Source organism: Nibribacter ruber, from assembly GCF_009913235.1.
Lineage (GTDB): Bacteria > Bacteroidota > Bacteroidia > Cytophagales > Hymenobacteraceae > Nibribacter > Nibribacter ruber.
In genome coordinates this window covers 2,115,975-2,139,582 of record NZ_CP047897.1, presented here as the reverse complement: position 1 = coordinate 2,139,582, position 23,608 = coordinate 2,115,975, and the positions used below count along the sequence as shown (strand labels likewise).

15 protein-coding genes are annotated in these 23,608 nt (G+C 51.7%); 5 read left to right on the top strand and 10 right to left on the bottom strand.

The window, feature by feature from the left end; translation table 11 throughout:
* Positions 1-16 precede the first annotated feature (16 nt).
* Together uvsE and GU926_RS09045 are read right to left on the bottom strand one after the other, a co-directional pair.
* Complete coding sequence (uvsE, locus tag GU926_RS09050; RefSeq protein ID WP_160691106.1) at positions 17-910, bottom strand: UV DNA damage repair endonuclease UvsE; 894 nt, start codon at positions 908-910, stop codon at positions 17-19.
* Between the two features lie 179 nt (positions 911-1,089).
* Positions 1,090-6,969, bottom strand: coding sequence for a carboxypeptidase-like regulatory domain-containing protein (locus GU926_RS09045; protein WP_160691104.1), 5,880 nt, complete (start codon positions 6,967-6,969; stop codon positions 1,090-1,092).
* A 259-nt stretch (positions 6,970-7,228) separates the two neighbouring features.
* Here GU926_RS09045 and sucD point away from each other — a divergent pair, with 259 nt between their 5' ends.
* Complete coding sequence (sucD, locus tag GU926_RS09040) at positions 7,229-8,119, top strand: succinate--CoA ligase subunit alpha (RefSeq protein WP_160691102.1); 891 nt, start codon at positions 7,229-7,231, stop codon at positions 8,117-8,119.
* Between the two features lie 1,166 nt (positions 8,120-9,285).
* Here the strand turns inward: sucD and GU926_RS09035 are convergent.
* Both GU926_RS09035 and GU926_RS09030 read right to left on the bottom strand, forming a co-directional pair.
* A complete protein-coding gene (locus GU926_RS09035) occupies positions 9,286-10,869 on the bottom strand; it encodes a glycerol-3-phosphate dehydrogenase/oxidase (protein WP_232058474.1) in 1,584 nt (527 codons plus the stop codon).
* 74 nt (positions 10,870-10,943) lie between these two features.
* Positions 10,944-11,879 (bottom strand): hydrogen peroxide-inducible genes activator, encoded by a 936-nt coding sequence (locus GU926_RS09030; protein ID WP_160691100.1) that lies wholly within the window; start codon positions 11,877-11,879, stop codon positions 10,944-10,946.
* A 309-nt stretch (positions 11,880-12,188) separates the two neighbouring features.
* On the opposite strand from GU926_RS09030, the gene GU926_RS09025 reads away from it, so the two are divergent.
* A complete protein-coding gene (locus tag GU926_RS09025; RefSeq protein ID WP_160691098.1) occupies positions 12,189-12,665 on the top strand; it encodes a Dps family protein in 477 nt (158 codons plus the stop codon).
* Between the two features lie 589 nt (positions 12,666-13,254).
* On the opposite strand, the gene rny is transcribed toward GU926_RS09025, so the two are convergent.
* From rny to radC, 6 genes are all read right to left on the bottom strand, one after another.
* Complete coding sequence (gene rny, locus GU926_RS09020; RefSeq protein WP_160691096.1) at positions 13,255-14,853, bottom strand: ribonuclease Y; 1,599 nt, start codon at positions 14,851-14,853, stop codon at positions 13,255-13,257.
* 67 nt (positions 14,854-14,920) lie between these two features.
* Positions 14,921-15,211, bottom strand: a complete 291-nt coding sequence (locus GU926_RS09015; protein ID WP_066505874.1) for a cell division protein ZapA — start codon at positions 15,209-15,211, stop codon at positions 14,921-14,923.
* Positions 15,212-15,370: 159 nt separating this feature from the next.
* On the bottom strand, positions 15,371-15,667 hold the full coding sequence (locus GU926_RS09010) for a hypothetical protein (RefSeq protein ID WP_066505871.1): 297 nt from the start codon (positions 15,665-15,667) through the stop codon (positions 15,371-15,373).
* A 1-nt stretch (position 15,668) separates the two neighbouring features.
* The gene (gene pheT, locus GU926_RS09005; RefSeq protein ID WP_160691094.1) at positions 15,669-18,083 is read right to left on the bottom strand and encodes a phenylalanine--tRNA ligase subunit beta; all 2,415 of its coding nucleotides are present in this window, start codon (positions 18,081-18,083) and stop codon (positions 15,669-15,671) included.
* A 654-nt stretch (positions 18,084-18,737) separates the two neighbouring features.
* On the bottom strand, positions 18,738-19,340 hold the full coding sequence (locus tag GU926_RS09000) for a DUF1684 domain-containing protein (RefSeq protein WP_160691092.1): 603 nt from the start codon (positions 19,338-19,340) through the stop codon (positions 18,738-18,740).
* Positions 19,341-19,725: 385 nt separating this feature from the next.
* Positions 19,726-20,430 carry a RadC family protein gene (gene radC, locus GU926_RS08995; protein ID WP_160691090.1) on the bottom strand — a complete coding sequence of 235 codons (705 nt, stop codon included), beginning with the start codon at positions 20,428-20,430 and terminating at the stop codon, positions 19,726-19,728.
* A gap of 150 nt (positions 20,431-20,580) precedes the next feature.
* On the opposite strand from radC, the gene GU926_RS08990 reads away from it, so the two are divergent.
* The 3 genes from GU926_RS08990 to GU926_RS08980 all read left to right on the top strand — a co-directional run bounded on the left by GU926_RS08990 (position 20,581) and on the right by GU926_RS08980 (position 23,574).
* A complete protein-coding gene (locus tag GU926_RS08990; protein WP_160691088.1) occupies positions 20,581-21,810 on the top strand; it encodes a metallophosphoesterase in 1,230 nt (409 codons plus the stop codon).
* Between the two features lie 231 nt (positions 21,811-22,041).
* On the top strand, positions 22,042-22,782 hold the full coding sequence (locus GU926_RS08985) for a hypothetical protein (RefSeq protein ID WP_160691086.1): 741 nt from the start codon (positions 22,042-22,044) through the stop codon (positions 22,780-22,782).
* Positions 22,783-22,869: 87 nt separating this feature from the next.
* Positions 22,870-23,574 carry a carboxypeptidase-like regulatory domain-containing protein gene (locus tag GU926_RS08980; RefSeq protein ID WP_160691084.1) on the top strand — a complete coding sequence of 235 codons (705 nt, stop codon included), beginning with the start codon at positions 22,870-22,872 and terminating at the stop codon, positions 23,572-23,574.
* Positions 23,575-23,608 lie beyond the last annotated feature (34 nt).

Here is a 23,608-nt window from a genome sequence, read left to right as displayed (position 1 = left end):
CAGGTGCAAGGGGTGTTTACACCAGAGACAGTTCTTCTAATACCTGCCGGGCCCGCAGGCAGCTGGCTTCCTTGTCCTTGATTTCCAGCATAATGTCTACGTCCAGGTCGTTCAAATGGGTCAGAAACTCCCGGAACAAATCTGCGTCCATGCTGTGGGTGTGCTTGCCTTTGCGCTCGCCGTGGGACTGAGAGCTGTAGTCCACCATCAAAACGCCATCCGTTGTAGGGTGCCAGGTGCCGGCGGCTAGTTGCAGGGCCTCGGCCATGGGTTCTCCGTTGTTCAGGCACTCGTGATGAAAGTTATCAAACAGAATGGGAATGCCGGTCTCGCCGTGCAGTTCCAGGCAGTCGCGCAGGCTGTACAGGCGGTCATCGTTCTCCACTACCAGTCTGGCTTTTACTGCTTCGGGGAGCATGGTGTTGTAGGTATGAATGAACCGTTTGAGGGCGGCGGGTTTGTCGCCGTAGACGCCGCCCGCGTGTATCTGCAGTTTGGCGGTGGAGTCCAGGCCCATCAAATCCATGACGCTGCCCTGGTAGATAAGCTCTGCGATGCTATTGCGGACTATGCGTTCATCGGGTGAGTTGAGTACCACAAACTGGTCTGGGTGCATGGAGATGCGCATGTTGTGCTTCTTGATGAAATCGCCAAGGCGTTTGAACGTCATCTGGAAATGTTGCTGCCAGTTGTAGGTGCACACCGCATGGCTGGCAAACGGCACCAACCCAGAACTCATCCTGAAGAACAAGAACCCATGCTCCAGGTTGTATTCCAGAATGCGCCGCAGGCAGGCCAGGTTCTTCTCCACGCTCTGTACCAACCGTTCTTCACTGTAAGACGCCAATCTAAAAGTGGTAGAAGTACTGCAGTCCAGGGACTCATTCACGCATGGGTATCCAATCTTCATAATTTGCAAGGTTTGGGGCTATTAACCGTCATCTTAGGCAGATGTTTAAACTAGGGTAAACGAAACGCAGAAAAGGGAGTTGGCGTGGGCATGCCGCGCAGAAATAGCTGGGCCTCGTTTTTGGCTTGTTTTCTGGAAAACAAGCCAAAAACGAGGCCCAAGGAAAGATGACAAGTTGCCTACTTTACTTCCACTGTCTTCACTCCTTCCCTACCAAAGAAAGTGGGGAAGTACATGAGCTCGGCCTTGGCCGGGTTTACCGTGTAGGTACCTTTATAGCGCGGCAGCAGTTGGATGGTGAACGTGTATTTACCTTTCTTAAGATGGTCCGAGAAAATGGCCACCTTGTTTCTAAAGTATTCGCGGTGTGATTCATTACGGCCCCAAGTGGTTTTGGCGTCATAAGAGCAACCCGCCGGAATGGGTACTTCTATCATCACGTAAGACGCGTCTCCTTTCACTTCTACCTCTACCTGCAACTCTACTGGTTTGCCTGCCTCCAGAGTAGCTGTTGCGGTTTTAGAATTGGCAAACGAGGTGCGTACCACAAAATCCTTGTCTACCCGCGCCGGTTGGGCCACCCACTGGTCCTGTGACACGCTCAGGTACAAGGGCAGGCTGCCTTGCTTGCGCAATGTGAGCGGCTGGCCGGGCGTGAACGTGGTATCTACCGGGAAGCGAGTGAACGTGCCCTGAAGCGGGCCTGCCAGCTGTACCTGGTTTTGTTGCAAAGGTGTTTTGTCCTTCACCAGATCTGGCAGCAGGGTTTCCAGTACCCTCGCCGACTCATAAGTATTGCGCCAGTGGCCGGTTCTGCGCTCATTGAGCAGGTAGGCCTGTATGGAACGCAAGTCTTTTGAGTGGTTGCCGGTGGCTTTTAAGATGTCATAGGCCAACAATGTGTTGGAGATGTGGTTGTCAAAGAGGCTGCTATTTTCCTTGCCCCAATACACACCGCCCAACATGGTGGTTTGGCGGTACTTCTGCAGGGTGTCTAGCGGCGCTGGCATGTTTAATTGCTGTCTCAGGCGCGTGAGCCGCAACTGCTCTTCTAGTGTAATCCCGGTCTGTTTCTCCAGCTTAGGGATGTAGGCCGCAAAATCTACTTTGGCTTTTAAGAGATAGAGGGTTTCCAGCGCTCTTACCTTATCCTGACCGTTTTTGCTTTCTACCAGGTAGGTGAGTTGCTCTATAAGCGGTTCTTTCTTGAAGTTGGTGGCATAGGTTTCTTGCTGCGCCATGATTAGGGCTTGGGTGGCGTGCTGACTTATCCATACATGCGTAGGGCCTTTGGTCCACCAGCTCCACGCACCGTCTGGCTGTTGGGTTTTCTCCAGGTGCTTTATCAGGCGGCGTACCATGCGGTCATGGGCAAAAGGTTGGCCTTGTCCTTCCTGTATACGTTTCTTCCAGAGGAGGCCTTTCAGTTTAGAGGCGGCTTGCTCATTGCACCAGTACTCGTTGCGGTGCAGATAGTTGATCTCGTCCTGCATGACCTGTACCAGATTGCTCTGGGCATAGAGCCGCACCGGGCCTTTGCGGGCATCAAAAGTCAATGTTAGCGTAGTGTCTGTGGGCAGGGAAAGGAATTGGGCGGTGCGCTCCACCACGCCTTTCTTGTATACGACAATTTGCCGCCGCTCTCCGTCTGCGTAACCATTCGCCTGCCGAACCATAAACAAGGACTCCACCGAATCTGGGGCAATGGCCGGCGCCTCTATCCACAAGGAATCTGTGTGCAGCCTGCCCAATTTCACTTCTTTCTGCATCAGGTCTTTGCCGTTCAGGGAAAACCGCACCTGCACTGTAGCTGTGTCTGGTAGGTAATTCACGGCTTTGCCCACCAGCTGGCTTCGGTCTCCTTCTATCAAGAAACGGGGGCCGCTCAAGGTGGCCATCATGGCTTTGAAGGATTTGATTTGGGTGCTGGTGCTGCCGCTTCTTTTCTTGCTGTCCATGGCCAGCACGTAGGCGTTCCAGCTGGTCACATTGTCGGGGAACGTGACCGGGAAGGTCACTTTGCCCTGACGATCAGTAGCCAGGCGGGGCTGCCAGAAAGCGTAGTCAGAGAAATAACTTCTAATGGAGGCTTCGTCTGCTTCTTCAGAGCTTTGGTCTGAATGGGCGGTGTTTTGCATGTTATTAGCGGTTTTTAGGCCGTTTTTGGTGGTGATGAGAATGATACCGTTCTGCCCAGCTGCTCCATACAGACTAGTGGCGTCTGTTCCCTGCAAAGTGGTCATGGAGGCGATGGACTGCGGGTCAATGTCTTTCAATTCACCGCTAAACGGAAGCCCGTCTACTATGATAAGCGCGTTGGCGGCTTTGTTGCCATACATGCTGGATATTCCTCTTATTTCTTGGATGCCTCCGGTAACCCGTACCCCGGCAACTTGTCCCTGCAATTGATTATTAACGGTAGCCACTGATGCAGAAAGGGTTCGTTTCTCCCTTGATTCACCGTAGGCGGTTACCACTACCTCTTGCAATTGCCTGGTATCACCTGCCAACGCGGCATTTATTCTGCTTTCGCCTTTAATTCCAATTTGTTGTTGAACATACCCTATGTAAGAAAAGACGAGCGTGCCCAAAGAGGGGGCATAAATCGTGTATTCGCCATTAATGTCAGTGGCGGCGCCTACAGTGGTGCCTTTTACCAACACAGTGACGCCGGGCAGGGGATCGCCGGACTCCTTGTCTACCACCGTGCCCCGCACCTGGAAAGAGTAGCTGCTAGACCCGTCTGTGAGTGCTGTGGTCACAGGCACGGTAGGCGGAGCTGGTTGGGTGGCTTCGGTTTGTCTTTGTTGCTCTTTGAGAATGCGTTGCTGTACTACTTTCTCCAGGGCTTTGCTTTGCGCAATGGCGGGTTTCACCTGGGCCGAGGTAAAGGTTAGATGCAGCGCGCCGTTGGCCTGAATGCTTAACTGCGTAGAAAGCTGCTGTCTGTCTGGGTAGGCCAGCGTTAAGGTGTAGGTGCCGGGAGCCACGGCGTTGAGGGTAGTGGTAGTGCCCGCAAAAATCTGGATGGAGTCTACGGGTGCGCCTGCCTTGTACAAAAATACCAGTTCTGGGTTGGCTTTTCTGATAAACGTTGAGTCAAAGCGCCACACCAGCTTGCCTTTGCCGGGCGGAGAGGAGTACCTGGGGTTGAAGGAATAGATTCTATCTTGCCAGAAGGCTTCTTCCTGCTTTTCCCAGACTGCTTTTAGTTTCTTCTCGGTAAGCGCCTCCTGGATTAGAATCTGGTTGCTCAAGGTCTCATATCCTAAGGAAAGCCCATAGGAGGGATGCAGGATTTGTCTTTCTCGCATCTTCAGGAGGCCTGGCTCAAACCGATACAGGAAGTTAGGCTCTGGGGTGAAAACGGTAGAGAAATGCCCCAGTTCCTTGAACCGCATGGTATCTGGCCTGAAAGGGCCGACCAGGACAGAGCCGTACCGCTGGTTAGCATAATAAGGCATGTACCCACGTGAATCATGCATAGGCAGCCTTTGTACCTGATTGCCTTGTTGTAGATATACCAGTCCGCGGTGTGGCGTCTTCTCCACTTCAAATAGGTACTGGCTAAGGTTGTTTCTCTCCAGGTCGGTGAATTTCCCTTTTGATGCTTCTTTCAACAGATTCTGATTTTTGCGCTGGTCTATCACCAAGGTCAGTTTCTGCCGCTCTCGCAGGTACACGCTGTCCAGGGTGATGATGTGTCTGGCCGTCCGGAGTTTGAGGGTATGGTAGCCTGCTGTTGTCGCAAACGAATAGGGAGCGTCCACCCCGTTACCTGAAAAGTACACCGGCACCTGGTCCAGGTACACTACATGCACGGGCACCAATCTACCCGAGTCCACCACGAACGGGGCCAACTGGGTGAGGCTGTCTTTGGTGGAACTGTAATGGGTGAACTGGCCCTGTGCCGGGTACAAGGCCTGGTAGTAGATCAGACTGTCCAGGCCTAGTTTTTGGTGCCAGGCCTGCCAGGAGAGCAAGGTGCTATGCTCCAGCGTTTGGTCATCTAATGGCGTAAGCTTAAACTCGCTGAGACTCTTGCGGCCCTTGTAAAACCCGTAGAAAGGCACCGTGGGCGGCGAGGTATTTTTAAACTTAGAGGTAAGGGCATACGCAGTGAGGTCTACATTAGAAGCAGGTTTTCCTTTGGCGTCTTTTACCTCCAAGGTAATGGACGTCTGCTGACCCGGGTACACCACCGGAGGGGCCTGCAGTGCTACCGTCAGTTCCTGCTTGGGGAAGGGTGCACCCAGCTCTTTTTGCTGTATCTGGCCGGCCCAAGCATATTGCAGAGACACGTAAAAAGGTTCTTCGCCGTGTAATGGTAATGTTTTAGTCCATTCTTGCTGGGTGCCCTGCCCTCTGGAAACGAGGGCGTTCTTGCGGTAAATGAAATACCAGAAGGGCAAGCCGCGCGGATTGTTTAAAACCAAGTGTAAGGAGTCTAATTTCCGGTCTATGTAGAACTGCACCTGGTCCTGCTCGTCCTCCAAGTCCAGGTAATCAGAATGCTTAGACAAAGCAGGAGATGGGGTGACAGATTTCAAAAGATAGGCGCGGGCATACGGATGAAGCGGTACCAAGGCAGGCAGCTGGAGAAGCTGTGTTTTAAATGTTTCCTCATCCTTGCCCTCTATTTCCAGAATGGCCTGTTTGGTGAGGCTTTTCTCACCTTCCAGGTACTCGGCTAAAAGGCTGTCTTGTTTTAGGGTGAGCCTAAAGTGGCCCTGTTGGTAAAAATATTCGCCGGTGGCGCCTTTGGTGCTGCGCTCATTGCTGGCGTTCAAAAAAGCCGCTTGTACTTTGTAGGTAATGCCCGCCTTCGGGAAGATGGTAGGCGGCAGGGGGATGGTGGTTTCGCCGTTCTGGTTCAAGGCTTGTTTGTGCTGCCACAGCGTGTCTGGAATGAACTGCGAAGGGAGTTGGCTCTGCTTCACGGCCGTTGTCAGGACCACCAGTTCTACCCGGGCGTCTGGCAGCGTGAGGCCGTTGGCGTCCGTCCCTTTTAAGAGGACGGCATTGGTTTGGCCGGCATAGTGTTCTTCTTGCTGCAGGCGCAGACTGTAGTTGTTTTCCTTCAGCTCATAGTCCTCATACTTGAAATTAGCCCGGCTAATAATCTTCTTTTTCTTGCCCACCGCTGAGAGATGCAGGTTGATTTGCCGGTCCAGGGTCAGTTTCAAAGAGTCATGCAAAATGAAAGAACCTTCATAAGCCCCATCCCGGTAGGGCTGCACGGTGCCCAGCGCCTTGGTCTTGCCATAGTCGTACAAAGAAACGGCCAGGGGTTTTTTGTAGGGCTTGCCTTTGTACGTGGTGATGAAGGCCTTGTACCTAACGGTATCTCCGGGGCGATACATGGGTTTGTTGAGGACCAGGTATTCCTTGAACTGCTGTTTAGAGTTTCTCCTAAGGTCTTTGTTAAACAGGCTGAAAAGGCTTCTGACAATGCCTTGCGGAGAACCGAACCTGGCGGTTTGCACGATATCTCTGAACGGTGACCAGAGGTAGTAGATAGGACGTTGGAATAGTATCTTTTTCCAGAGTGCGGCAGAGCGTTTTCCATTGGTAACTGGTTGGTAGAACGTGAAACTCTCTGCCTGCACTGTCAAAAGCCCGCCCTTCTTGTAATTGGCTAGTCTGTAGGTGTGCGTGGCCTGGTCAAAAGGGACGGTTCTTTTATTGATTTTGACCTGGGCAGTGGGTATGACGTTGCCCAGGCTGTCATGCACCAGCACCGCCAGATCCCGTTGGTTGTCCAGCAATTTCACCTGAAAACCTGCCTGCGTCTTTAGTTCAAACTCCAGATCGGCCCCAGCCGCATGCGTGAACAGGTAATGGCCCACCGGCAACGGGCGGCTGTAAGACCAATCTGTCTGGAAAGAATCTATTACCGTGTGAAAGTAAGAGGGTTCCACTCTGTAGATGCCGTTTGTAAACACCTCCCGGGCTTCTTGATTGGTGAGCTGGTACACGTAGGTGTAATAACTGGAAGTGCGGCTGTTGCCTAAGTTGCGCTGACTAAGTGCTGTGAAGGTGCCTAAGAACAAAAGCAAAAAAGGGAGGAGACGCGGGTAGGAGAGCATGAGTACTGAGCTTGTATTTTTTATTTAATATATAGAAATTTTACAGCAATGCCAGTAGAATGGCCTGCGAGGCTCGTTTTTAGGCTGTTTTCCAGGAATCAGGCTAAAAGCGCCGTGCGCGCTTCTGCAGGGTTTAATGCAGATTCTTAGTTTGGATGCGCGCCAAAAAAGCCTATTTTTGCGTACAGTTTCAAAATAGAGCGTACATCTACCACATAATCCACTACACATGAGTGTTTTAGTAAATAAAGATTCCAAGGTGATTGTGCAGGGCTTCACCGGCTCAGAAGGTTCTTTCCACGCACAGCAGATGATTGAGTATGGTACCAACGTAGTTGGTGGCGTAACCCCGGGCAAAGGCGGTTCTACCCACTTAGACCGTCCGGTATTTAACACCGTGGCCGAGGCCGTGCAGAAAGCGCAAGCCAACGTGTCTATCATTTTCGTGCCGCCGGCTTTTGCTGCTGACGCCATCATGGAAGCCGCCGATGCTGGTATTGCAGTGATTGTTTGTATCACGGAAGGTATTCCAGTGAAAGACATGGTTGCCGCTAAAAACTACATCAAAAACAAAGCGGTTACTCTTATCGGACCAAACTGTCCAGGTGTGATCACCCCAGGCGAGGCGAAGGTTGGTATCATGCCAGGTTTCGTGTTCAAGCCAGGTAGAATTGGCATTGTGTCTAAATCTGGTACCTTGACCTATGAGGCCGCAGACCAAATCGTGAAGGCTGGCTTGGGTATCTCTACCGCTATCGGGATTGGTGGTGACCCCATCATTGGAACGCCTACTAAAAACGCCGTGGAGTTGTTGATGGAAGATCCAGAGACTGACGCTATTGTAATGATTGGTGAGATTGGTGGTAACTATGAGGCCATGGCCGCTGAGTACATCCGCTCCACTGGTAACAAAAAGCCAGTGGTTGGTTTCATCGCAGGCCAGACGGCTCCTGCTGGTCGTAGAATGGGCCACGCTGGTGCCATCATTGGTGGTGCTGATGATACGGCTGCTGCTAAAATGCGCATCATGCGTGAGAACGGCATCTTCGTAGTGGATTCTCCCGCAGAGATCGGTGACACTATGTTGAAAGCATTGAAAGGCGAAGCGACCAACGCATAAGCTTTTCTTTCTCTTATAAAAAAGGCCGCTCCCCACAGAGCGGCCTTTTTGTTTGTCAGCGTTTTTGGCTTGTTTTCTGGGAATTAGGCTGAAAGTGGATTGGTGGTTTAAGAGGGTGGGTAATGGAAGGTAGTTTCCTAGTATGCTTCTGTATTATGCTATAAGGTTTGCCAACTTACTCATTTTGTCATCCTGAAAGGACCTTGTGGGCGAATTAGAAAAGACTGTCTGTGAAAAGTTACGAATAAAATACCTTCCGCCGTTGTTGGTGTTACATTGGGCCAACGACTAAGACTGCGGTTGTAATACCATCCTGTCATCCTGAACAAGGCCGAAGGATCTAAGAAGATTTATCCTCCAGTTTCTTGGTGCATGCATTCGGCTATTCCTGAGGTGGCCTTTCCTTCCGGTGCGCACTCACTGCCTTGTGTCATATTCTCTGCTAAGCGCTCACGGCCGCGGGGCCCAGTCCCGGCCCCTCGCACTGCTGTTGAAGCTGGGTACTTCGTCCCCCTGCCCTCCGGGCACCGCAACAACAGAGGCGCTCGGAACCGGGACTGGTTCTGGTCCCAATGCTGTTAAGGTAGTCTGTGTTTCTGTGTTCTTGCAGGCAACGTCCGTCATTGCGCATAGCAGAGTCATTCGTGCTGCGCACGGTTTCCTTCTCAGCTTGCCAATATACATCCTGAGCCCGAATGGCGGAATGTAGCGTCGTGATATTATTACGACGTGGTCCCACGCAGCTACACCAGCACCTTTTACTAGAACCGTCTTTGCAACTGAGGCCTTGGAACTTGCCGGGAGAAGGGTCTTTTCGGATTGAGCCGTTCCGGTTGCATGGGCACACGTCGTGTCGGTGGCACGACGCTACATGATCAGATACCCTAGGCAAGGCGTTTTTGGCCTGATTTCCGGGAATCAGGCCAAAAACGAAACTACGCCTGCTCAAAAGACCTCGTAGCGTCCGGCAGGACCTGCGAGCGTCTGCGCCAATGACCTTCATCAAGCCATATTTTAGGCAGTTGGCAAAACGCAACAGGCGTTGAGATGAGCAGATAAAGCTCCTCTCCGTAGAAAAAGATTGGGTTGAGGATCTTGCATACGGGCAGTTACAAGCAGACACGTTTACTTATTTCAGCGATTGGCTGGGTAAGTACTCTGATGTATTACAGTACATACTGCCTGGCCAGCGCCTGGAATTGTTTGATTTGTATTTCCTCCCAAGAAGCATCTTTCCCCAAAGTAGAGGCCATTAACGCAGCCACCTTCGGCGCTAATTCTTGGGCAGTGCGGGCATCCAAAAACAAAACCCGAAGCCGTCGGGCCAAAACATCTTCCACGGTCCTCGCCATTTCATGTTGCACTGCCCAAACTACTTGAGCGGCGATGTGGGGGAATTTAGGATGAAGTGGCTGGCCCAAGTCTTGAAACTGCTGAACCAAGGCTAAAATCCTTGCTTTGTCGGTGCCGTAAATGTTCAGTGGGTCTGTTGAGTTTTCGTCTAAAGTATAGCCGTGGATTTTCAACTGAGCAGTACGGCAGGCAGCAGAAGGAAGAAGGCCATGAAAAATGGCCAAATCGATAGTGTCTTCGGCCATTTGGCGGTAGGTGGTCCACTTACCGCCGGTGACTGTGATGAGGCCCGATGAGGCTACCAGCAAGCTATGGCTACGGGAGATTTCTTTGGTTTTGTGCGTGTGAACAGTAGGAGCCGCTAAGGGTCTTTGGCCGGCAAAGACACTCAATACATCTGCCCGGCTGGGAGTACGCGTTAAGTAGTGACTGGCCGTCTCCAGGATGAAATCAATTTCCTGTTCCTGCGCCTGAGGTTCCAGACTGGTTTCATTTACTAAGGTGTCTGTAGTGCCCACCAGCAGATAGCCGTGCCACGGCACCATGAACAGCACCCGCCCATCCGAGGTCTTGGGTATCATCAACGCGTTCTCGCCTTTCAGAAAAGATTGGTCCAAGACCACATGCACCCCTTGACTGGGCCGAACCAGTGGCGCTTGGGCTGGGGCGTCCATGTGCAGAATGCTATTCACGAAAACACCCGTCGCGTTGATGACTGTCTTGGCTTGTAGAGAGTAGTGCTGGCCAGATTCCAGGTCCTTTGCCTGAACGCCAACGACCTTGCCATGGCCGTCTTTGAGCAGGTTGACCACGGGCATATAGTTGAGAAGCACGCCGTCTTGCTCAGCGCAGGTTTGGGCCAGGTTAATGGCCAGGCGGGTGTCGTCAAACTGACCGTCAAAATACTGCACGCCGCCGGTCAGGCCTTTAGGCTTAATGTTAGGGAGTTGCTGGGCGGTTTCTTGGGCAGAGAGAAAAGTGGTGGAACGCAGGCGAAGTTTCCCGGCCATCCAATCATACACGGTCAATCCAAAACCATACACCAGCCTGTCCCACCAACTGTAGGTAGGAATGATGAAGGACTGGACGTTGACCAGGTGCGGCGCGTTTTGGAGCAAGCGGCCTCGCTCGCGCAAGGCCTCCAAGACCAGTTTGATGTGTCCCTGCGCAAGATAGCGCACACCGCCGTGGACTAACTTGGTGCTTCGGCTGGAGGTGCCTTTGGCAAAGTCTGCCTGCTCCAGCAATACGGTTTTGTAGCCCCGGGAGGCCGCATCCACGGCAATGCCCAGACCAGTGGCGCCGCCGCCAATCACCACCACATCCCAAAGGCCTTCTTGTTGCAGTTGTTGCAAGAAATGCTCTCTACTAAAGACAAAGGGACGAGGTTCTTTCACAGGGAGTGGAGGTTGAGCAAGCTATATAAGTGTTCGTTTTTGGCCTGGTTTCCAGAAAAGAGGCTAAAAACGGCTTATTTGATTTTAACCACTCGTACGGGATTTCTGGTCTTGAGGTCTGTGGGGATATGGGCCAAAATGGTTTCCCTCAGTGCCTCAATCATCCGTTTCTTCAGGAAGCTTTTGTGTACCACCAAGCTCACCTCGCGCAGAGGGGCGGGGTCTGTGAAAGGACGCACCAGCAGTTTCTTGTCTTCGGGTAGGTCCATTACCGACAACTCTGGCAAGAGCGTCATGCCACTCTGGGTTTCTACAATGCGCTTGAGGGTTTCCAGGGAGCCGCTTTCATAGTCCAGGTGCACGTTCTTGGGTGGCTTGGTACGGTTGCAGATTTGAAGTACCTGGCTCCTAAAGCAGTGGCCTTCGTTCATCAGCCACAGATCTTCATTGTCAATGGAGCCGGGCGTGATTTCCTGTTCAGAGAACAATGGATGCTTAGGATGCAGGTAGCCCACAAAGGCTTCATAAAACAGCGGAATCTCCACAATGGTCTTCTCCTGCAAGGGCGTCACCAACAAGCCCACGTCCAGCATCTCCAGCCGGAGCTTCTCAATGATAGAATCTGTGACCAGTTCCTGCACCACTACGTGCACCTTGGGATATTTCTGGATAAAGTCGGTGATGAACAGCGGAATGAGGTAAGGCGCCAGCGTGGGAATAACGCCTATGCGTAACTCGCCGGTGATGCCCGTGCGCTGGGCCTGCACAATTTCCTGTATTTTCTTGAATTCAGACACCGTGACGCGGGCCTGCTCAATCACGTCTTTCCCCAGCTCAGTGGGCCTCACGGGCACGCGGCTCCGGTCAAACAACTGCACGCCCAGTTCATCCTCCAGCTTCTGCAACTGCATGCTCAGGGTGGGCTGGGTCACAAAACAATGCTCGGCGGCAGTCGCGAAGTGACGGTACGTGTCTACGGCCAGCAGATATTCTAGTTGAGTAAGGGTCATGCAAATAGGGGATAGGCAAGGGTTGCAGAGACGAAGCAATGTCCGGTAGTAACAAGGAAAATGGGCCCAAAAGTGATAATGTCCCTTTCCCTGTAACAAGTCGTCATATAGATTCCTTGTGCGAGTGCTGAGGTAGCGGACTGCGTTTTTGGGCTATTTCTTGGAAAATAGGCCAAAAACGAAGGTACTCTGCGAATATAATAGTTTTTCTCTATAGCGAAAGTTATATAATCAATTTATGCAATGACATCATAAGCCAGTGTTTTCCCGTATGCACCAACACAAACCTAATTAAGAACACATTTGACTATGGAATCACATAATGAACTAGGCTTAGCACGCAGAGATACTAAAGATTTAGCCGTTAAACTAAACGAACTGCTGGCCAACTACCACGTCTACTACCAGAACCTGCGCGCGTTCCATTGGAACATTCGCGGCGGAAATTTCTTTGCCCTGCACGCCAAATTTGAAGAATTATACACGGCCGCCTTTGAAACCATTGATGAGATTGCCGAGCGTATTTTGACCTTGCGTCATACGCCTATGCACAGCTTCTCAGATTACCTGGCCACGTCCAGAGTGCAGGAACGCAAAGGTCTGACGACGGATGTTGACACTGTAAGCGCCACCGTGGAAAACATTGGGCAGATCATTCACCTAGAGCGCGAAGTCCTGGCCATGGCCTCTGAACTGGAGGACGAAGGTACGCAAGGTTTAATCAGTGATGACCTGAACGCCCTGGAGAAAACGCTTTGGATGCTAAATGCTTTCCAGGCGAAGTAATTAGACACTCGTAGGAGCTTCGCACGCTACGAGGTCATAGTATAACAGAAATCCTGTGAGGTTTTAAACACTTCACAGGATTTCTGTTTTTAGGCTGTTTTCTGGAAAACAGCCTAAAAACGAATTAGCCAAGTTCCTTCTCTCAAAAGCCCAATAGCTCCCAAAGACTCTTTCGGATTTGTAACCCCAAAAGCTCTTTCGGATTTGTAATCCGAAAGTACCGAGAAGGGGATTTGTAATCCCCGTACCATGGTTACTTCATCAAACCACCAACAGGCGGATTTCAAATCCGCTTTTCAGTGGTTCGGGATTACAAATCCCGAACAGCCGATGATTGGAACAATGTAGAGACAATGGCACTGCCTTGTCTCTTGCGCATTCTGTGTTTGCAACCTCGAACTCACGTTTGGGTAATCCTCAAGGGGAGAATCTGTTTTCAAGCCATCATTGGTTATTGTCAAACCATTAAGGCCCTAAAACAAAAACGCCCGTTGCTAAAGAAGCAACGGGCGTTTTGGCTTATTTTCCAAGAATCAGGCTAAAAACGAATAGTCTTACGTCTTGTGTCCTGAATCTTGCGTCTACTACCTTACTTGGCGTAGGAGACAGAGCGCATCTCCCGGATAACCGTGATTTTGATCTGGCCTGGGTACTGCATCTCTTTCTCAATCTTCTGGGAGATGTCAAAAGAAAGCTCCTGGGCACGCTCATCGGTTACGTTCTCAGCGTCTACCATCACGCGCAGCTCGCGGCCGGCCTGGATGGCGTAGCACTGGTTCACACCTTCAAAGGAGTGGGCGGTTTCTTCCAGTTCTTTCAGACGCTTGATGTAGGATTCCATAATCTCGCGGCGGGCACCTGGACGTGAGCCAGAGATGGCGTCACAGGCTTGGATGATAGGCGAAATCATGGCGGTCATCTCAATCTCGTCGTGGTGAGCGCCAATGGCGTTGCAAACGTCTGGATGCTCTTTGTACTTCTGAGCCAACTGCATACCAATGATAGCGTGTGGCAATTCTGGCTCCTCTGGCGTTACCTTTCCGATGTCATGCAAAAGGCCGGCACGTTTGGCCAGTTTCACGTTCAAGCCTAGTTCGGCGGCCATGGTAGCGCAAAGGTTGGCTACTTCTCTGGAGTGTTGCAACAAGTTCTGGCCATATGATGACCTGAAGCGCATGCGGCCTACCATTCTAATCAGTTCTGGATGCAGACCATGAATGCCTAAGTCAATAGCGGTGCGCTCGCCAATCTCCACAATCTCTTCTTCAATGCCTTTCTTGGTCTTGGCAACCACCTCTTCAATACGGGCTGGGTGAATACGTCCGTCGGCTACCAGGCGGTGCAGGGCCAGGCGGGCAATCTCACGTCTTACCGGGTCAAAGCCAGAGATGATGATGGCCTCTGGGGTGTCGTCTACAATAATTTCAACACCGGTGGCGGCTTCTAGAGCACGGATGTTACGTCCCTCACGACCGATAATCTTGCCTTTGATGTCATCAGACTCAATGTTGAAGATAGAGACGCAGTTCTCAATGGCGTGCTCGGCGGCGGTGCGCTGGATGGTCTCAATTACCACCTTTTTGGCTTCTTTGGTAGCAGTGAGCTTGGCCTCGGCTACAATGTCTTTGATGTAGGAAGAAGCGCGGGTAGAGGCTTCAGACTTCAGGCTTTCTACTAGTTGCTCACGGGCTTCCTCGGCAGACAAGTTAGCAATGCGCTCCAGTTTGCTCAGGATTTCGTGGTGGTCTTTGTCTACTTTGGCCTGTTTGTCGCGGTACTGGGCTTCCAGTTCCTCTTTGCGCTGGTCAATGCCTTCCAGTTGCTTGTTCAGCTTTTCTCTGACGGCGTCGGTTTCCTGCTCTTTTTTCTTGAGATCTTCCTGTTGCTTGGTAATCAGGACTTCGCGCTGTTTTACCTTGGCCTCGTTCTGGATGATGATGTTTTTCTTGTGGTTGGCCTGTTCTTCGTGCTCGGCTTTCAGCTTTAAGAAATGCTCTTTGGCCTCCAGCATCTTTTCTTTCTTCTGGCTTTCGGCACGGCTCTCAGCGTCTTTGATGATTTGCTGGGCGCGTTGCTTGGACTGGGTTTCCTGGTCTTGGAACAGCTTGACCAGCAGGACGCGGCCAATATAGAAGCCGATGCCCAGACAGACAACAGCCGTGATTAGAATATAAACAATGGTAGACATGTGGCTATAGCTTTTATGGTTAAAAGTATAGCATTAGACAATGGCCCTAGGCCTCACAGAGAAAGCTCTACCCGAGCTTGAGGGAGGAAAGCAAATCATTCAAAGACGACAGCTGCTGTTCCAGACCCATCTGGTCTTGTTGCGCGGCGTCTTCGGTTTTAATCTTATCTGCGGCGGTCTCCAAGGCAATCATGGCCAGCAAATCTTGCTTGTCATGGATGCCAAACTGGTCCCTGAACATTTTTATGCGCTCATTCAGGTATTTGCCCGCCAAACGCAGTCGTTCTTCTTCTTCCTCGCTTACCCGCATCGGATACTCGCGGTCTGCTATCTTTATCTTTATAGATAACTCACTCATCTCCTGATGCTTTCTTAATTGCCTGCGCGTTTTGTTATGTCTAAAAGAGAAATCATGTTCTGTAAAAGGTCCTAATCTCTCTGGTACTGTATAATCTAAAAGAAACGTGCACGCACGCTGTCTAAAATGGACATCACAAACCGCGTCCAGACACTTTGGTTACTCTCTTAAATAAGCGATGCACTTGTCAATCTCTCGCAGGTACTCGTTTATTTTTAGCTTCAGCTCTGTGGAACTGGCAGTGTCTACTGCTATGGTTTGTACAATTTTACTAATATTATCTTGATTCTGAAAATTTTTTATCTCAGTCTCTTTTTCCTGTATCACTTGTTGCAAACGCGCAATTTCTTGGTGGGCGGCCTGTAATCTGTCCTGCCCGGCCTGGTATTGCTCCACCAAGGCATGGACTTTGGCCTCAATGTTCTGGATTTGATGAAGATAGCTGCTCGCTTTCATATTACTTCCGGATGACGGCGCCCAATTGGTGTTCAAACTGCTGCATAAGACGGCCCATGGTAGAATCAATCACTTTGTCTGTGAGCGTCTGCTGTTTGTCTTGCAGGGTGAAACTCACAGCAATTGCCTTCTTTCCGCTCTCAATCTTGTCACCCTCATACACGTCAAAGGCATTTACGTCTTGCAACAGCTTACGCTCTGTCCGCTGGGCCACTTGCTTAATCTGCTCAAAGGTAACGGCTTTATCCACAACCAAAGATAAATCTCTGCGCACCTCAGGGAACTTGGATAGCTCCTCAAACACCAGCTTGTCTTTGTAGTTGCGCAACAGATAGTCCCAATTGAGCTCGGCGTACCATACCTGCTCTTTCACGTCGGCCTGCTTGCACACGCTGTCCTTCACCAGACCCACGTGCGCCAGGGTGATGTCGCCTTTCTGGTAGGTCACACCGCCGGCTAAATATGGATGCTCGGTTGGCTTGGTAATGAAATTGGTCTGACGGCAAAGGGTGAGTGTCTGCTGTACCTGCGTGGCTAGGTCATGGAAAGAGGCTTTGGCACTGGCCTGTTGCCAGCTTTCACCCTCCTTGTTACCCGTCATGAACAGCACCAGGTAGTTGTTCTCCTTGTACTTCTCGCCGTCTTTGCGGTACACCTTGCCCAGCTCGAACACTTTGAGGTCCCGCTGACGGCGGTTGATGTTATGTCTTAATACTTCCAGTCCAGAATACACCAAGGTCAGGCGCATGGCGTCCAGGTCCTCTGAGTTGTAGTTGAGGATGGGCACCAGTTCTGCCGGCACGTTGCCTTCTTGGTCTTTGTAGTAGTTGGAGTTGGTGAGCGAGTTGGTGAACATCTCCAGGTAGCCGTTGGCGGCCAGAGCGTCTGCCACGCGGCTGGTGATAATCTCTGGGTCCGGGTTCGGGAACTTGGCCAGGAAGTCAGCCGCCAGGTTCTCGCTTAAGATAATATTGTTGTAGCCGTAGATGCGCAGAATCTCTTCCACCACATCCGCCTCACGGGTCACATCCACTTTGTACGCTGGAATAGACAAGGCCAACTGCTCCTCGTTCTCACTCAGAACTTCAATGCCCAGGTTGGTCAGGATGGCTTTGATGTGCGCCGGCTCAATGTGCTGGCCAATCAGTTGTTGCACACGGCTGTAGCGCAAGGTGATTTGTTGCGGCTGGATAGGCTGCGGGTACACGTCCACAATCTCAGAAGAGATAACCCCGCCGGCAATCTCCTGAATCAACAAAGCCGCGCGTTTCAACGCTAGAATCACCATATCAGGGTCAGTGCCGCGCTCAAAACGAAACGACGAATCTGTTTTGATGCCGTGCACTTGAGATGTTTTTCTGATGCCCGCTGGCGCGAAATAAGCGCTCTCCACGAAAATGTTCTGCGTCTCTGCGGTCACACCTGCCTGCAATCCCCCGAATACCCCAGCCAGTACCATCGGCTCTTCGGCGTTGCTGATAGTCAGGTCTTCGGCGCGCAAGGTGCGCTCTACGCTGTCAAGAGTGGTGAATTTGGCGCCTTCTGTGGCGTTCTTCACGATGATTTTTCCGCCCTTTATTTTGGCGGCGTCAAAGGCGTGCAACGGCTGGCCCAACTCATGCAACACGTAGTTGGTAGCGTCTACCACATTGTTGATAGGCGACAGGCCAATGGCGCGCAGTCTGCGTTGCAACCAAGCCGGAGAATCCTGCACGATCACGCCCGAAATGGTTACACCGGCATAGCGTGGACAGGCTTCTGTATTTTCTACTTCCACTGTGATGGGCAGAGACGTATTGGCCACTTGGAAACCGCTTACGTCTGGCAATTGGTACGGCGCGTTCAGCAAGGCCTGCAAGTCGCGGGCTACGCCCAGGTGAGAGGCGGCATCAGCGCGATTAGGCGTCAGGCCAATCTCAAAAACCTCATCAGAAGCCAGTCCGAAGTACTGGGCGGCTGGCGTGCCGTTCGGTAAATCGGTGTCCAAGACCATGATGCCGGCGTGCGAAGAACCTACGCCAATCTCATCCTCGGCGCAAATCATGCCTTCAGACACAGCTCCACGAATCTTTGACTTCTTGATTTGGAAAGGCTCGCCGCCTGCTGGGTACAACGTAGCGCCTACGGTGGCAATGACTACTTTCTGTCCGGCCGCCACGTTGGGCGCTCCGCAGACAATGTGCTTGGGCTCGCCCTCGCCGGTGTCTACTGTGGTCACACTGAGTTTGTCGGCGTCTGGGTGTTTAGCGCAGGTCAAGACTTCGCCAATGACCATGCCCTGCAATCCGCCGGGTACTACGTCAAAGGTCTCAATGCCTTCTACTTCCAGACCGGCGTCTGTCAGGAATTGGCCAATCTCTTGGGCAGGTTTGTCTGTGGGGAAAAGTTGCTTCAGCCAGTCAAATGATATGCGCATGGTGTTGTTTGTCTCTCAAGGTGTTAGGGGCGCGGTGATTTGCACCTGTGGCCGTTTTTGGGCTACAATTTTCAAAATTACCAAAAACTGGGGAAGATGGGAGGGATTTTTTATTAGTACGAGCCTGGAGTTGCTTGTCTAGCACTCTGCCTCAAATGTCGATTGCCTAAGCTAAGTGCGGATTCTCCCCTTGAGGGGAGCGTAGAGGGGTGTTTACATAAGCAGATTATTCTTTCCGCCTCTGCTTCCCAACCACACCTTCCTCAATTCTACCTGTTTTACTTTCTGCCCGCGTTTGTCACTTTTCTCCTTGATGAGAAAAGTAACCAAAAGAATCAAGAAGAGAAGAAACTCGCTGCCGCTCGGACAGTCTTCTCTTCCTTCTTCTGCACCTGGTTGATGCTGTCTGTTTTATCGTGGGCTTAAGCCGCTGCCACATGAACGTCCGTTACTTTCTCCCTCGTGAAAAGAGCCCTCAGAGAACTGGCTCTTTTCCCTCGGTTAAGGGCCGGCGGACTGCCAGTGGATAAGTTGCAACACCTTCATCACCCTGCGGGCGGAAGCAATAAAAAATGCGTTTTTGGCCTGTTTTCTAGAAAACAGGCCAAAAACGCATTTAAGACTCGCGACTCAAGACTCAGAACTCGCGACTAACTACTTAAAGTTCTTCTCGCCAGCCGGAATCTTCACTTTCAGGCGGTTCTCTGCGGGGGGCATGGGGCAGACGAAATCGGGGTTGTAGGCGCAGAAGGGATTGTAAGTGCGGTTAAAGTCCAGCACGATGTTGCTTCCGTTGGGTAAGGCGTCCAGGTAGCGGCCGCCGCCATAGGTGTCAAAACCGTTGGTTTGGTCGGTGAACGGGATGAAGAGTGAGTCTGAGGTGGCACCTGCTTTTTGGTAGAGCGTGAGGGTGTGCTCTTTTCCGTCTAGCTCAAACGTGGCCTTTCCCTTCACGTGGTAGGGTTCTTTGGTGCCGCCAGTCATTTCCATAGCAATAGGCTCAGGACGTTCTTCTGGGGTGAAGTCGGCGGTGATTTCATAGTCGCGGTTGGGTTCAAAGTAGTCCAGCTTGTTGAACTTGCGGCGCAAAGAATCTGAAAGGGGAGAGGCGCTTAGGCTCCTGAACGTAAGGTCTTTGTTTTCTCTGAACTTGGCCACGGCTTGGTTGTAGCTTTCATCGTTGAAAAACAAGTCACTCACCAGATAGCCCACAATGGCCAGAACGCCTATTAGGACAATGTATTTAAAACCTTTCATGTACAGTGCAATTGAATGTAGCCGCAAAGGTAGAACCAGACGAACGTTTCTAGGCATGATTGTCCGCACTTTTTAGAAAGGTATCGTTTTTGGCTTGTTTTATGGGAAATAGGCCAAAAACGGATTTGCACATTCACGGTTGGTGCTCACTATTACATCATGAATTGAATCGCCTGCACCGCTCATGACTGTCACGAGTCTTCAGACTCTATTTCTGCTTTTGGCGTCCAGCGAGTCTGGAGACTCGCGCCATTAATTAGTTTAGGGGAGAAGCTCAGTTTTTAGCTTATTTTCCAAAATATAAGCCAAAACGAAAAGCGGCCACCTAAGCAATAGGTCGCCGCTTTCAAAATCCAACAATCAACAACTAACAACCAACAATAAATTACAGCATGTCCTCATCCGCGAAGCTGTAGTAACTGCTGTCGGTGAAGATGAGGTGGTCCAGGATGGGCAGGTCTAAAACTTTTCCGGCTTCCTGCAGTTTCTTGGTGAGCGAGATGTCGGCGGCGCTGGGTTTCAACTGCCCCGAGGGGTGGTTGTGCACCAGTATCATGGCGCTGGCCAAGTTCTCCAAGGCGTGCTTGAAGATGATTTTAGGGTCGGCGACGGTGCCGGCCACACCGCCACTGCTAATCTGCACCTTCTTCATGATGGCGTTTGCGCGGTTGAGCAGAATAATCCAGAACTCCTCATGGGGCAAATCCAAGAGATGGGGGCGCATGTAGTTGTAGATATCCGTGGAGCAGGTGATTTTGGTGAGCTGGGTAGCGGCGGCTTCCTTTCGTCTTCTGCCCAGTTCTAAGGCGCTGACAATGGTGATGGCCTTGGCTTCCCCGATGCCTCGGTGTTTTTTGAGCTCGTTGACAGTGAGCTTGGCCAGGGCGTTCAGGTCATTATCTACAGCCTGCAGGATAAGTTTGGCTACGTCTACGGCGCTGAGGCTTGGCGTGCCCGAGCCTATTAAGATGCCAATCAATTCTGCGTCTGAGAGGGCGGCGCGGCCTTTGAGTAGGAGCTTTTCGCGGGGACGGTCTTCCTCGGCCCAGGATTTAATGGTCAATGGGGCAGGCGCGTAGACGGTAGACATAAGGTTTCTGGTTATTTTTGCAGGAAATTCAGGCTAAAATTGTCCTGTTAAGCGTTGAGCGGGAGAAATAGTTCATCGTAAACAATCATTTTGTGCACCAGAACACAGACGGCCGCGTAACTAGGCTATCCTGTTCATTTAATACTTTCTATGACCCGATTAATCATAACCCTCATCCTGATTCTGCTCATTGACGTGTACGTCTTCCAGGCGGTAAGAACAGTGATGGTGGGTTCTGCGCCGCTTTTGAAAAGAAGCGTCTATTTTATGTACTGGGCCTTGAGCCTCTTCACGCTGGGTACCATTCTGCTGGCCATGTTTACCCGCGGCACGGCGCCCAATCCCATGCGCATGCAGGTGGCCAACATCCTCTTCATCTTCTTTATCTCCAAGGTGGTGATTGTGCTGTTCCTGCTGATTGATGACTTGGTGCGGTTAACGCAACTAATCTCCAACACGGTGAGAAGCCCTGAGAGTCCTAAGTTTAACCTGGGCAGACACAAATTCCTGAGCCAGATGGCCTTGGTGATGGGCGCGCTCCCTTTGGGTACTTTGATTTGGGGCATGGTCAAAGGCGCATATGACTACCAGATTAAGAAGGTGACGCTCAAGTTTCCTAACCTGCCACCAGCCTTTGACGGGTTCAGACTATTGCAGATTACAGACTTGCACACGGGTAGTTTCCATTCTGGCGAGCACCTGCAAGAAGCGGTCAGGCTCATCAACCAGCAGGCCTGTGACGTGGTGGTGTTCACCGGTGACCTGGTCAATAACGTAGCCGCCGAGGTGGAGCCGTATGTGGAGATCCTAGGGCAAATCAAAGCCAAGGCGGGCGTCTATTCCATTCTGGGCAACCATGACTACGGCGACTATATGCAATGGGAGACAGCCACGCAGAAAGTGCAGAACCTGATAGACCTCAAAAACGCCCACAAGCGCATGGGCTGGGACTTGCTGTTGAACGAGCACCGCGTCTTGGAGCGCGACGGGCAGAAGATTGCCTTACTGGGCGTTGAGAACTGGGGCCACCGCATGAACTTCCCTAAGTACGGCATCCTGTCCAAGGCCTATGAAGGCACCCAGGAATATCCTGTTAAAATACTGCTGTCGCATGACCCTTCCCACTGGGACGGCGAGGTGAACCAGAAATACCAGGACATCGACCTCATGCTGTCTGGCCATACGCACGGCATGCAGTTTGGCGTGAACATACCTGGTTTTAAATGGAGTCCTGTGCAGTACGTCTACAAGCAGTGGGCGGGCCTCTACCGAAAAGGGAAGCAGTACCTGTACGTGAACGTGGGTCTGGGCTTTCTAGGCTACCATGGGCGCGTGGGCTTCCTGCCAGAGATTACGGTCTTTGAATTTAAGCGAGGGTGATATATAGACATAATTCAATTTTCGTTTTTGGCTTCTTTTCTGGAAAACAGACTAAAAACGAAAAATTTATCCCTGAAACTGTGTAGTGTTTGATATGGTAGGTCTTGTTGGATAGTTGTAGGATGTTGGATTAGTGCAAACGGGTGTAAACCTAAGGTAGGGCGTTTCGTATTGAGGGGAGGGGTTTGCTGGACGCAAGCTTCCTTCACAGCCAAATTAAATGCTACGACCATGAAAAAACTGATGTTACTATGCATGGCGGCAGGGGCACTGACCTTTACTGCTTGCAGAGAAGATTCCGGCACTTCTACTGAAACCAATACCAACGACAGCGATACGCCAGACAACGCGGCAGGCTCCACCCAGATGGATTCTACCAGCACCACGGCGGCCAACTACAACTATGACGCAGAGTACCGCGAGCGGGCCACCCGCCTGGCCCGTCAGGTCACCTCAGACTTGCAGCTAGACCAGGCCACCCAGGAGCGCGTAAGAACCGTCTACTATAACCGCGCCCGCCAGGTAGACGAGCTGGAGCGCACCTATTCCAGCCGAAACGCCAGTGCGGGGCTAGCCTTTGACAGCGCCGTGACGTCTGGCAGCGAAGACCTAATAGAAGGTGATATGCAGGTGAATGGCTACCCAGAGGAGCGCCCCGAAACCTATTATACAGAGTTGGAGACCATCAACAGCAACGTAGACCTGGAACTGAAAGGACTTCTTACCCCGCAGCAGTTCAAGGTATACCAAAGCAACCGTGGCAAATACTACGGCGATGACATCAAATATGAGACCTCTACCGGCGACAAGCTGAAAATTGACGGCGATGAGGCCAAGGTGAAAGTGGGAGACGCCAAAATGAAGCGTGACGGCGATGAAGCCAAATTCAAGGCCGGCGACACCAAAATCAAGAAAGACGGCAATGAAACCAAAGTCAAGACAGATGATGGTAAAATAAAGATGGAAGAGTAACCGTTCTGTTACTACCTTTGAAAGGCTTGCCTGTGAGGGCAGGCCTTTTTCTATGTGAGGGTGCCGCCTTGTACCTTGTTCCGCTCAATGAATCTGTACGTTCGCTTTCTTATCTGCTTTTGTTTCTGCCTGGTGGCAGGGGGTACTCTGTGTGCCCAAACCCAGGATCCTTCTTTGTGGGTGAGCGGCCAGGTGCTGCGCCAGATAGACAAGACACCCATTGCCGGCGTGTCTGTGTTTTCCAAGAAAACAGGCATGGGGGCGGCCACAGATGCAGAAGGCAGGTTCAGGATGCAGATAGTCTCTACAGACACGCTGGTGTTCAGGGCTCTGGGCTACCGGCAGCGCATGTACGTGCCTGCCTTGCGCAGCGTCACAGAGCTGCGGGTGAACATTCTGCTGCAAGAAGAGAGCGTGCAACTTAAAGAAGTGCAGGTAGGGCCGGTGGCCACGCCAGAGAAGGTAGACCGCGTGCTCCGGAACATGAAGCCCCGCGCCGCCATTCCCAAGCCCCGCATGAACCCCATGGTGCCGCGCGTCATCATTCCGCCTACGCCGCAGAGCTCACAACCGCCCTCCCCGCTCATGCTGTTGTCCAGCCCTTTGAATTATCTATGGGAGCAGTTCTCCAAAGACGGAAAACAACGCCGCCGCGTGGCCTTGCTTATGGAGGAACAGGAGCTGGAGAAAGCCGCCCGGCGAGAAAGCCTGCGCCAGGACTCTCTCCGGCAGGCCCGCCTGCGCTACAACCGGTTCTTCAGAGACACCGTGAGCTTCTACCCGCGCTGGTAGCAGGCGCCCACCCTTCTTGATTTTTTTGGTTATC